General features: G+C 73.8%; 9 protein-coding genes. 1 reads left to right on the top strand and 8 read right to left on the bottom strand.

Translation table 11 applies throughout. The features are described 5' to 3' along the window. Positions 1-12: 12 nt before the first annotated feature. From BLU95_RS32970 to eccD, 8 genes are all read right to left on the bottom strand, one after another. On the bottom strand, positions 13-330 hold the full coding sequence (locus tag BLU95_RS32970; protein ID WP_093863197.1) for a hypothetical protein: 318 nt from the start codon (positions 328-330) through the stop codon (positions 13-15). Then, entirely contained in the window at positions 323-763 is a 441-nt protein-coding gene (locus BLU95_RS32965; protein ID WP_093863196.1) for a YbaB/EbfC family nucleoid-associated protein, read from the bottom strand. The genes BLU95_RS32970 and BLU95_RS32965 overlap by 8 nt, the downstream gene beginning before the upstream one ends. A 170-nt stretch (positions 764-933) precedes the next feature. Beyond that, positions 934-3,084, bottom strand: a complete 2,151-nt coding sequence (locus BLU95_RS32960) for a hypothetical protein (RefSeq protein ID WP_093863195.1) — start codon at positions 3,082-3,084, stop codon at positions 934-936. A gap of 116 nt (positions 3,085-3,200) precedes the next feature. Next, on the bottom strand, positions 3,201-3,638 hold the full coding sequence (locus BLU95_RS32955) for a hypothetical protein (RefSeq protein ID WP_093863194.1): 438 nt from the start codon (positions 3,636-3,638) through the stop codon (positions 3,201-3,203). A gap of 17 nt (positions 3,639-3,655) precedes the next feature. Beyond that, positions 3,656-3,937, bottom strand: a complete 282-nt coding sequence (locus BLU95_RS32950) for a hypothetical protein (protein ID WP_053649016.1) — start codon at positions 3,935-3,937, stop codon at positions 3,656-3,658. An 85-nt stretch (positions 3,938-4,022) separates the two neighbouring features. Beyond that, on the bottom strand, positions 4,023-4,379 hold the full coding sequence (locus BLU95_RS32945) for a WXG100 family type VII secretion target (protein WP_093863193.1): 357 nt from the start codon (positions 4,377-4,379) through the stop codon (positions 4,023-4,025). A gap of 119 nt (positions 4,380-4,498) precedes the next feature. Further along, positions 4,499-5,947: a type VII secretion protein EccB gene (gene eccB / locus BLU95_RS32940; protein WP_093863192.1), complete on the bottom strand. Its 1,449-nt coding sequence runs from the start codon at positions 5,945-5,947 to the stop codon at positions 4,499-4,501. Positions 5,948-6,037: 90 nt separating this feature from the next. Further along, on the bottom strand, positions 6,038-7,411 hold the full coding sequence (eccD, locus tag BLU95_RS32935) for a type VII secretion integral membrane protein EccD (protein ID WP_093865293.1): 1,374 nt from the start codon (positions 7,409-7,411) through the stop codon (positions 6,038-6,040). Between the two features lie 295 nt (positions 7,412-7,706). Here eccD and eccCa point away from each other — a divergent pair, with 295 nt between their 5' ends. After that, positions 7,707-11,678, top strand: a complete 3,972-nt coding sequence (gene eccCa, locus BLU95_RS32930) for a type VII secretion protein EccCa (RefSeq protein WP_093865292.1) — start codon at positions 7,707-7,709, stop codon at positions 11,676-11,678. Positions 11,679-11,720 lie beyond the last annotated feature (42 nt).

Below are 11,720 nucleotides of genomic sequence, written 5' to 3'. Positions count from 1 at the left end.
CGGAGCCCGCCGCTAGCGGTGGTTGGCGATCTCGGTGGCGAGGTCGTCCGCGCGGTCGAGCTTGTCGGCGAGCTTCTCGCCGTTCTCGCCGACCGTGCCGACCACCTGCCGGACCTTCTTGATCAGCTCGGTCAGGTTGGTCGTCGGCTCGTCGATCTGCTCGTGGTACTGCTTGCCGATCTCGTCGTCGCCGCCGACCGTCTTGTTGAGCTTGTTGATCGTCTGGACCTCGGTCTCGATCTCCTTCAGGAGGTCCTTGAGCTCGATGAACTCCGCGAAGGCCTTCTTCATGTACTCGGTCTTCGCGAGCACATTGGGGTCCTCAGCCACCGAACTCCTCCTGCTTGCGGGTCTTCTTCTTCTCGGCCTCGTCCGCGTAGCCGGGGCGCATCGACCACAGCGGCTCCAGCAGGTCGTCCAGGTCGCTGCCGCCGGTCATCGACAGGCGCAGGCTGTCGGCCACCCCCTCGAACTCCCCGATCCGGGCCGCGACCTGCTCCCCCACCTTGGCGCGGGCCTCGTTGAGGACGTCGGTCAGCAGGGCGCCGAGTTCGGCCGGCGCCTTGTCCCGGTAGCCGGTGGTGTGGAAGGTCAGCGCGAGGACCTGGCCCTGCGGGCCGACCTTCACCGTCACCAGGCGGTCCTTGGAGGTGACGGAGGCGGTGAGCTTCTCCAGCTCGGCCTGCGCCTCCTCGGCCTTGGCGAGCTGGGTCCGCATCGCCTCCATGGTCTGGGCGATCTGGTCCGCGAAGGGGTTGCTCATGGTGGTGCTCCTCGTTTCTCGTTGCGGTCGGGGCGGGCCGGCACCGGGCGGACGGGCCCGGTGCCGGTGACGCGCCGACGCCGGTGACGCGTCGGCCCGGTGGGCGGTGACGCGCCGACGCCGGTGACGCGCCGGCCCGGTGGGCGGTGACGCGGTGGGCGGTGACGGCCTCAGCGGCCGATGACGCCCTCCACGGCCCCGCTGTCGGTGCCCCAGACCTCTTCGTCCTCCGCCAGCCAGGTGGTGCGCTGACGGTCCTTCTCGTTGCCGCCGGCCCCGGCCCCGGCGCCCGCGCCCGGCGGCATCATCGGCGGCATGCCGCTACCGCCGGTGGTGGTCACCTGGCGTCCGGTCAGCGCCGACTGCTCGGCGGCCGCGGCGCGGGCCGCGCGCTCCGCCGCGAGCCGCTCGTTCGCCGCGTCGGACGCGGCCTTGAGCACACTCGGATCGGCGCCGTTGGCGATCGCCCGCGAGCCCAGCCCGGAGCCGACGCCGGTGATCGGGGAGATGCCGCCCGGACCCAGCACGGCGGAGCCGCCTCCCGCGCCGGACCCTCCGAACACACCCGTGCCGCCGAGACCCGAGAGACCGAGGCCGAAGTCGTTGGGCGCGAGGAGGTCGTCCTCGTCCAGGTAGCTGCGGCCGAGGTCGTCGATGATCTGCCGGCTCTCGGGCACCGGGACGCCGCGACCGTCCAACAGGGTGCCGTCCGGGCCGACGGTGTAGTCCCGGCCGACCACCATCGGGTTGCCGCGGGTGTCCAGGACGGGCCGCCCCTCGCTGTCCACCACCCGGCCTTCGTCGGTGATCCGGGACCCGGGCGGCAGCACGACGTTCCGGCTGCCGGAACCGGTGCCGATGCCGCCGGTCCAGCCGCCGGATCCGGCGCCGTCGCCGAGGAGGTCCGGAACGCGCACACCGCCCGGAAGGATCGTCCCGCCACCGGGCAGGGTGGTCCCGCCACCCGGGAGCGTGGTCCCGCCGCCGCTGCCGCCGGGGACGATCTCCGGGAGCTTCACGTCGCCGGGGAGGCTGGTGGGCGGCTTCGCGCCCCCGCCCGTGCCGCTTCCGCCACCGCTGCCGTTCCCGCCGATGTTGCCGATGCCGCCGATGCCGCCGGGGCTCCCGCTGCCGGTGCCGGCACCGCCGCCACCGCCGTCGAGCTTGAAGTCCTTGCCGCCCGGCCCGGCCCCGAGGTCCTGCTTGAGGTCCTTGGTGTCCTTGTCGAGGTCGTCCTTGCCGCCCGCCCCGTTGCCGCCGGTCCCGGGCGGCGTCTCCACCTTCGGCTGGACCGGGGGCGGCATCCGCATCTCGACCCTGGGGTGGTTGGTGTTCATCTGGTTCGACAGGGCGCTGTAGGCCTGCTCCAGGGTCAGCAGCGCCTCACCGGCCGCGGTGTCCAGCGGGGCGAGGTGGGCCAGCCAGATCTCCTTGCCGCGGGCCACCACCTTCTCCCAGAACTCCTTGGTGGTGGGGTCGCCGTACGGGGACTGGGTGACCTTGAACGTGAGGTCGCCGTACCCGTCGGCCTGCGAGATGTCCGTCGACTTCTGCGACTCGTCCCAGGTGGTCCCGGTCACCGACGTCCGCCACTTGACCTCGACCGTGGCGCCCGCGAGGGCGTCGGCCATGGCCGCGTTGAGGGCATTGGCCGGGTGCCACAGCTTGTCGGCCTTCCAGGTGGTGATGGCACCGCTCAGCCTGGTGAGGGCCTTGTCCAGCTGGGGCTTCACCGCCTGCAGCGCCGTCTCGATGCCGTTGTCCGCCAGTTGGCCGCGGAAGCTGGCCACCTCGCCGTAGAGCGCGCCGAGCACGGTGTGGAAGGCGCCGGCCGCGGAACCCTGCCAGTCACCGTCCGGCGCGTCGACCTCGTCGACCCACTTCTTGGTCTCCTTCGTCCAGCCGTCGAGGAAGAACCGGGCGTTCTGGTGCGACATGACCACCGCGTCGAAGCACTTCAGGTCGATCCGGTCGTTGGCGAACGGTTCCTTCCGCAGCGGCTCGATGATCAGCGCGGGCTCGTCCTCGAAGCGCTTCCACGGCGACCCGGCTCCCAGCGTCGAGTAGTCGTAGTTGATCCCGTAGTAGTACGAGCCGTACTTCACCTCGTTGTTGTAGGTGAAGTGGAAGTTCCAGAACCACCAGGCGTCGTTGGGCATCCCGTCCTGGCCGGTCTTCAGCCACTCGTGGTAGACCCTCGGGTGCCCCATGCCGTCACCGGGCGTCCACTTGACGTCCTTCCCGGCGATCGCCCCTCGGTCGGCGATGCTGGTCTGGGCCGACGACGCGAAGATCGCGAGGACGTCCTCCCACTTGCCCACGGTGAACCCCTTCGAATGGACCGGCGCGGTCGGGTCGGATCGGAACGGCCCCGGAGGGCCGGGAGTGCGGGCCGGCCTGCGCCGGGGCCGGCCCGTGTGACGGCACGGCGGCCGGGTCAGCGGGGCCCGGTACCGGAGCCGCCGCCGGGAACGACGTTGTTGAGCAGGTACATCAGCTCGGCGACGCTGATGGCGTCCTCCTCCCCGTTCTGCAGGATGAGGTCGGCGTCCTTGAGGTCCTGCTTCATGTTCTTGACCTGGGTGTTGATGGTGTTGAAGCCGGCGTTGACCGACCCGAAGTAGCCCTTGAACGCGGTGGTGAGCGCCCCGATCGAGGGAGCGGTCGCGCTCGAGTTGCCCAGCAGCAGGTGGGACGGGCGGTTGGCGCTCACCATGCCGCCGTCGGTGGCGTAGAGGGCGATGTCCCTGAGGTTCGCGCTGCTCGTGAGACCGTTGATGAAGTTCTGGAGCTTCTTGTCCGCGAACTCCGCGACGTAGCCCTCGGTGATCTTGGTGACCCCGTGCCCGCCGGAGTCCTTGTCCTCGTCTCCCATGGTGCCCGGACCCTCCGTCAGCCCATGCCCCGGCCGGCCTCGAAGTCGGCCGACCAGAGGATGTGGTGGATCTTCGCGAGGTCCTGGGTGGCGGAGTTGATGTCACCGATCATCACGCCGTCCTTCTGACGGAGTGCCTCGGAGAGGTTCTCCGCGGCGGTGGAGAACACACCGAGGAGGGGGCCGCCGTAGAAGCTGTCCAGCTTCTGCTTGGTGACGCGCATGGCGTCCTCCATGCGCTCGGCCGTGTCGCTGAGGTACTGGATGGCGCCCTCGACGCCCGCGTGCTCGACGAACACTTCGCTGACTCCCGTTTCGTTGGGGGTTGGAGAGGGGGAACGACCGGACGCACCGCCCGGCCGGTGGGGCTGGGGTTCGGTCCGCCTACTTGGGGTTCAGGGCGTCCTTGATCGGGTCGTACCCGCCGCTGCCGGTCTTGTTCGCGACCGACAGGGCGCTCTCCTCGGCGCTGTTGAAGGTGTTCTCACCGGCGGCCAGCTTGCCCAGGAAGTCGTTGTAGAGGCCGATCACCTCCTGGTACTTCTGCTGCCACTCACCGATCTTCTGCACGAAGACGACGCTCGACTTGGCCTGGAACTTGGTCTCCAGCTCCTGGATGCTCATGTCGATGTCCCGCTTGACTCCGTCCATCACCCCCATCTGCGCCTCGATGGTGCTCTTCACGGCCTGGATCGAGGCCGGATCCGCCTTCGTGACGGCATTCGGGTTGGTGTTGGCCATCTCGGTCCCTCTCGCATCTCACGTCTCGGGGGCGGGCCCGCGCGGCGGCGGGCCCGCCAGGCTGAACGGCCCCGGGGGCCCGGCCGGTTCAGTGCACCGGCGGAGCGGGGCGAATCACCTCAGCGGGCACACTTGCCGTCGGTGGCGGGCGGCTGGACGAGCCCCGTCCCGGTCAGCGCCGCCGGGTCCAGGCTCGGCCCGGTGGGCAGCAGCGACAGCAGCCGTCCGGGGACGGCCACCGGGGCGGCTCCGGCGAGACCCAGCCGCTCGGCGGCGGCCGGGGCCAGCGGGTAGCGCACGCCGTTGTCGGTCACCAGGTAGAGCGTCGAGCCCTGCCCGGCACCGGACAGCGCGCGCACCAGCGCACCGCCCCCGGGCCGCACGGCGATCCGGTCGGCGGGCGTGCAACTGGGCACGACGCCCGGCTCGGTGGTCGGCGGCAGACCGAGGACGGCGGTCGCGTCCAGCACCCGCAGGTCGACCTCGCCCGCCCCGGTGGTGGCCAGGCCCGCGCACAGCGCCTGCCCGGCCCCCACGGGCACCAGGCCCGGCGGTCGGGCCGGCAGGTTCGTCTGGAGGATCTCGGCGGCCGCGGCGGCCGGCGCCGAATGGGCCGCGAGGTCGGCCGCGCCGACCGGATCGACGGTCACCGCGCCGCCCCCGTACGCCTGCTCCTGGGTGCGCGGATCACCCTGGAGCAGGGCCAGCAGCGTCGTGGAGACCTGCACCAGGCCCTGCGCCGTGAGCACGTAGCGGTCCTCGCCCGCCCCTGCGACCAGCTGGCCGACCCGGGTCTTCCGCCCCGAGAGGTCGGGCCCGGCGGTGCCCCGGCCGGGCAGCTCGGGGCGGCGCAGGTCGGGCCCGGGGGCGAAGGTCTGCAGGAAGGCCGCCGGCACCGGCGCCGGGGTGGCCGCCGCGTACCCGAGCGCGCGAACCGCCCCTCCCTCGACGTCCAGCGCGTAGCGGCGCCCGTGCCAGAGCAGGTGCGGCACGCCGTCCGGCCCGGCCACCAGCGCGGCCCGGTCACCGGCGGGGAGGCCGCCGGGCCGGCTGCCCACGGCCAGCGACAGCAGCGGCGCGGCGCGGCCCGCCGGACCGCCCGCCGCCTGCACGGTGCAGGCCAGCCAGTCGGAGCGGTCCAGGTCGGCGGGGGCGGGCACGCCGTCCGGCGCCCCGACGATGCCGACCGCGGTGCCCCGGTCGGTGCCCTCCAGCGAGCGGCGCGACACCTCGTCCACCTTCAGCTGGTCGCCCGACAGCAGCCGGGCGCTGGCCTGGTTGAGGACGGGGTGCAGCTGCCCGCCGGCGAACAGGTAGCGGGTTCCGGTCTCCTTGACCACCACCACCGTGCCGGCCTTGCGCCAGCCGGTCGCGCCACCGGGCTTGACCAACCCGTAGACGCCCGCGCCGAGTCCGATCAGCAGCGCGACGGCCAGGCCGATCACGGCGCCCCGGTTGGTCCGCCCGGTCGGGCTGTCGGGGGCGTCCGGCTCGGCCCGCAGCAGGCCGGCGGAGACCCGGCCCATCACGAAGAGGTGGGCCTGCACCTGGTCACGGCGGGACTGCATGCGGTGGTCCTCCTGGGGGGCGGTGGTGGCGGGCCCGGACGGCGCCGCGCCCCGGGTCGGGCGACGGCCGGGGCGGGGCGGGGCGCGGGGTCAGCCGCCGAGCCCCCGCATGGTCCGGTAGAAGCCGAGGGCCTGGAGCGCGAGCGGCAGCAGCGCGATCGCCGACAGCGTGTGCGCCACGTCCCCGATCCGCCCCCAGTACGGCAGCAGGCGGCGCCCCGGCACGGTCCAGGACGCGATCGCGAGCGCCACCGCGGCCAGCAGCAGGACCGCGAACAGCGCCAGCCGCTCGCCCCGGTCGCCGTCCGCCCCCAGCCGCGCCGCCAGCAGCGTCAGGCCCAGGATCCCGGGCAGCAGCACGGACAGCCGCTGCCGGATGCCGCCGATGTCCCGCGCGTGCAGCAGGAGCAGCAACGACAGGTCGGCGGCCGTGCACGGCGCACCCCATCCCGCGTCCCGGGTACCGGCCAGCACGACCAGCGCGCCCGCGCAGACGGTGCCGAGGGCGGTCAGGAAGGCGCACAGGTAGCCGTCGGCCACCGCGCTGCGCGCGAGCACGTCCTCGGCGGGGAACGGCTCGATCTCCTCCTGGAGTTCGTCGGCGTTGCGGGGCAGCGCGGGCAGCCGGAGCCCGGCGAGCTTGAAGGCCAGGCCCGGCACGAAGGCCCCGAGCGCCACCGCCCCCCCGGCGACCAGCGCGGCGATCCCGGTGGCGGTGACCCCGGCGGCCGCCAGCGAGCCCGCCACCAGCGCGAACACGGCGGCGGCCAGCAGTCCGAGGAAGAACGGCCCACCGCCGACCACGGCCAGCGCCACCGCGGCGGCGCCCACCGCCGCCGAACCCCCGGCGAGCATCCTGGTGGACCCGTCGAGGCCCGGCAGCAGCGCGGCGGCGGCGGCCGCGTACCCGACGGCCGCCGTACCCAGCGCGGTGCCCGCGGGGACGTCGCCGATCATGCGGCAGGCCGCGCCGGCACCGCCGAGCAGCAGCACGGCCGTGACGGCGGCGCACACCCCGCGGACGCCGTCCGGGCCGGGCAGGGTCAGCAGCAGCAGTCCGCCGACGAGCGCGAGCACCGCGAGCGTCAGGGCCAGGTGGTGGCTGACCACCGGCCGCCAGGAGTCGGCGCCGGACGTCACCCCGGTGCGCACCCCGTCCACCAGGTCGTCGAAGTGGACCTCCGGGAGGGCGTCCCGGCGCGGACGCAGGAACAGCTCCTCGCCGTCGTGGACGGCGAGCGCCTCCAGCGTGAGTTCCTCGTCCAGGGGGGCGCCGCCGGCGCGTTGCAGCACCCAGCCGTCGTGTTCGACGCCGCCCTCCTCGACCCCCTGACCCGCGTAGCCGAGCACGGTCGGCAGCAGGTCGGCGAGTACGACGTCACCCGGTACCGCGAGTTCGAACGCGGTCTCGGGTGCGCGGAAGCGCAGCCTGCACAGTCCGGTCGCCGCCACTGCACCGCTCACCTTGTCCTGCCCCTCCGTCACCCCGGTGTGCCCGGCCCCGGCCGGTCTCCCACTCGCGACTACGCACGGCACGGCCCCGGCGGTTCACCGGCCCCGGGAACGGGTACGCGGGCCGGCCCCGTCGCGGTGCCGCGCGGGAGCCGGCCGCCGGGGCGGTGAACCGCGCGCGCCGCGCGGGCCGTAGGCCAGGGTGCGGTCCCCGCGCTGCAGCCGCCGGCCACGAGGCCCGGTGAGAGGAGAACCCCCTTTGAGCGTCGTCCTGGTCGACCGTCCGCCCCGCCGCCCCGGGCCGGAGATGCCGGACGGGGAGATCCAGCTGCAGGAGCCGCCCGGCCTTCCGGAACCGCAGAGCGGCGTCTCCCAACTGCTGACCATGGCCCCGATGGCGCTCAGCTCGCTGTCGATGGTGATGATCTTCCTCAACCCGAGCGGCGGGAGCGGGCCGCTCCAGTACGTCGCGATGGGCATGATGGGCCTGTCCGCCGTCGGCATGCTGGTGACCCAGCTGATCCGCACCTCCGGGGACCGCAAGCGCCAGCTGCGCGGCGAGCGCCGCGACTACCTGCGCTACCTCGCCCAGATCCGCCGCCAGGTCCGGCGGCACATCGTCAAGCAGCGGCTCGCGCTCGCCTGGCGGCACCCGGAGCCCGGCTCCCTCGCCTCCCTGGTGCGCACCTCCCGTCTCTGGGAACGGCGTTCGGCCCACCCCGACTTCGGCGACGTCCGGATCGCCCGCGGCCAGCAGCGGCTCGCCGTCCGGCTGGCGCCGCTGGCGACCAAGCCGGTCGAGGACCTGGAGCCGCTCTGCGCGCACGCCCTGCGCCGCTTCATCCACGCCTACGGCTCGATCGCCGAGCAGCCGATCGCCGTCCACGTCCGCGGCTACGCCCAGGTGCTGGTGCGCTGCGCCGCCGCACAGGACGAGGACGACGACAGCACCCCGGTGGCCGTCGACCCGGAGCCGGCCCGCGCGCTGGCCCGCGCGATGATCGCCCAGCTCGCCTTCTTCCACGCGCCGGACGAGCTGCGGATCGCCGCCGCCGTCTCCCCCGAACGGCGGGAGGACTGGGCCTGGCTCAAGTGGCTGCCGCACGCGCTGCACCCGACCGACACCGACGGGGCCGGCCCGGTCCGCCTGGTGGCCGGCTCCCTGGTGGAGCTGGAGCAGCTGCTCGGCCCCGAGTTCTCCGAGCGCCCACCGTACGAGCCCGACGCGCAGCCCGCCCGGGACGAGCCGTTCACCGTGATCGTGCTGGACGGCGTCCGCCTCCCGGCCGGCAGCCGGGCCGCCCTCGCCGGCTACCGCAACGCCGTCCTGCTGGACATCGGCGACGCCCTGGAGTGGAAGCACAACAAGTACCGGCTGCGGCTGCGGATCACCGACGGCGAGCTGGAGCTGGTCGGCGCCGACCGCAACCGCAACGACGAGTCCTCCTCGCTCGGGCGCCCCGACGCACTGACCGTCCCGGCCGTCCGCCGCTACGCCACCGCGCTGGCGCCCTACCGGCTCGGCGACTCGGTGGACAGCGCCGAGCCCCTCAACACCGACTTCGACCTCACCGCCCTGCTGGGCATCCGCGACCTGCACCAGCACGACGTCCGCCGGGCCTGGGCCGACCGCGGGAGGACCAACCGCCTGCGCGTCCCGCTCGGGCTGGGCGCCGACGGCTCCCCGGTGGACCTCGACCTCAAGGAGTCCGCCCAGGGCGGCATGGGCCCGCACGGCATGCTGATCGGCGCCACCGGCTCCGGCAAGTCCGAGCTGCTGCGCACCCTCGTCCTGGCGCTCGCGCTCACCCACTCCTCGGAGATCCTCAACTTCGTCCTGGTGGACTTCAAGGGCGGCGCGACCTTCCTCGGCCTGGACCGGCTGCCGCACACCTCGGCGGTCATCACCAACCTCGCCGACGAGGCCGCCCTGGTCGACCGGATGCGCGACGCCCTGCACGGCGAGATGAACCGCCGCCAGGAACTGCTGCGGGCCACCGGGAACTACAGCTCGCTGCTGGACTACGAGACCGCCCGGGCCGCCGGCACCCAGCTCGACCCGCTGCCGACGCTCTTCGTCGTCGTCGACGAGTTCAGCGAACTGCTCTCGGCCCACCGCGACTTCATGGACCTGTTCATCATGATCGGCCGGCTCGGCCGCTCCCTGGGCGTCCATCTGCTGCTCGCCTCGCAGCGCCTGGACGAGGGCCGGATGCACGCCCTGGAGTCCCATCTGTCGTACCGGATCGGTCTGCGCACCTTCTCCGCCATGGAGAGCCGCGGCGTGCTCGGCGTGCCCGACGCCTACCAGCTGCCCTCCCAGCCCGGCAACGGCATCCTGCGCAGCGACATCGCCACCCTCACCCGGTTCAAGGCCTCCTACGTGTCCGGCCCCTACCGGCGCCGCAGCGGTGCCGCGCAGCAGGCCGCGGCGGCCGGGCAGATCGTGCCGTACGACACCGCCTACGTGACGCCCAACCGGCCCGCCCCGGAGCCGGTCGAGCAGGAACCGGCGGAGGCGGAGGAGACCGTCACCCTGCTGGACCTCGCCGCCGAGCGGCTGCTCGACGCCGGGCCGCCCGCGCACCGGGTCTGGCTGCCGCCGCTGGACGTGCCACCGACGCTGGACGAGCTGCTCCCGCCGCTCGCCCCCGGCGCGCACGGCCTGGCCCCGGAGAGCTGGCCCGAGCGCGGCCGGCTGACCGTGCCGATCGGCGTGGTCGACCGCCCGTTCCAGCAGCTGCGCGAGATCCACACCGCCGACCTCTCGGGCGCCGGCGGCCACGTCGGCATCGCCGGCGGCCCGCAGAGCGGCAAGAGCACCCTGCTGCGGACGCTGATCACCGCGCTCGCGCTCACCCACACGCCGCAGGAGGTGCAGTTCTACTGCCTCGACTTCGGCGGCGGCACGCTCGCCGCCCTGGGCGGGCTGCCGCACGTCGGCGGTGTCACCGGCCGGCACGACCCCGAGCGGATCGGGCGCACCCTGGCCGAGGTGGCCGGCGTGATCGCCCGCCGCGAGCAGAGCTTCGCCCGGCTGGGCATCGACTCGATGGCGACGTTCCGCCGCCGCCGGGCGGCCGGGGACCGGGAACTCGCCGACGAGCGCTACGGCGACGTGTTCCTGGTCATCGACGGCTGGAACACCGTGCGCCAGGACTTCCCCGACTTCGTGGCCGCGGTCAACCTGATCGCCGGACGCGGCCTCAACTACGGGGTCCACCTCGTCATCTCGGCGGCCCGCTGGGGCGAGGTCCTGGGCGGCCTGCGCGACCAGCTGGGCACCCGCTTCGAGCTGCGGCTCGGCGACTCGATCGACTCGATGATCAACATGCGGGCCGCGGCGACCGTTCCCCGGATCCCCGGCCGCGGCCTCACCGAGGACCGGCTGCACTTCCTCACCGCGCTGCCCCGCATCGACGGCACCGGCACCACCGAGGACCTCGTCGACGGCGTCAGCGACCTGGTGGACGCCGTCAACGAGCACTGGACCGGCCCGCGCGCCCCCGAGGTGCGGATGCTGCCGCTGCTGCTGGACGCCGCCGACCTGCCCGCCCCGGAGGGCGCGCTGCGGGTCCCGCTCGGCCTGGAGGACACCAACATCGCGCCGCTCTGGCACGACTTCGAGGAGTCCCCGCACCTGCTGGTGGTCGGCGACACCGAGAGCGGCAAGACCAACCTGCTCAAGCTGCTGATCAAGAACATCACCACCGCGTACACGCCGGAACAGGCCCGCATCATGCTGGTCGACTTCCGGCGCGGGCTCTACGAGAGCCTGCCGGAGGAGTACCGGCTCGGGTACGCCGTCTCGGTGGACGTCGTCAAGCAGATCGTCACCGGCGGCGCCCGGGCGATGGAGGCGCGGGTGCCCGGCGAGGACATCAGCCCGGCCCGGCTGCGGCTGCGCGACTGGTGGACGGGCCCGGAGCTGTTCGTGATCGTCGACGACCTCGACCTCGTCCCGGCGACCTCGCCGCACCCGTTCGACGCCCTGCTCCCGCACCTCGCCCAGGGCACCGAACTGGGCCTGCACCTGATCGTCGCCCGCGGCGCCAACGGCATCGGCCGGTCCTACTCCGACCCGGTGCTCCGCCGGCTCCAGGACCTCAACACGCCCGTCGCGCTGCTCTCCTGCCCGCCGAGCGAGGGCACGCTGTTCGGCAGCGTCAAGCCGCGGCAGCTGCCGCCTGGTCGCGCCCTGCACATCACCCGCCGCCGGACGGTGCAGGTGCAGACCGCGCTGGTGCCGGAGCCCGAGGGACCGGACGGGACCGGCTGACCGGGCCGGGGCGGAGGCTCCGGCCGCGGCCCCCGCCGGACC

Origin of the sequence: Streptomyces sp. TLI_053 (assembly GCF_900105395.1) — a bacterium.
Taxonomy (GTDB): Bacteria; Actinomycetota; Actinomycetes; order Streptomycetales; family Streptomycetaceae; genus Kitasatospora.
The sequence above is the reverse complement of the archived record's forward strand: the minus strand, read 5'-3'. Positions and strand labels throughout refer to the sequence as shown.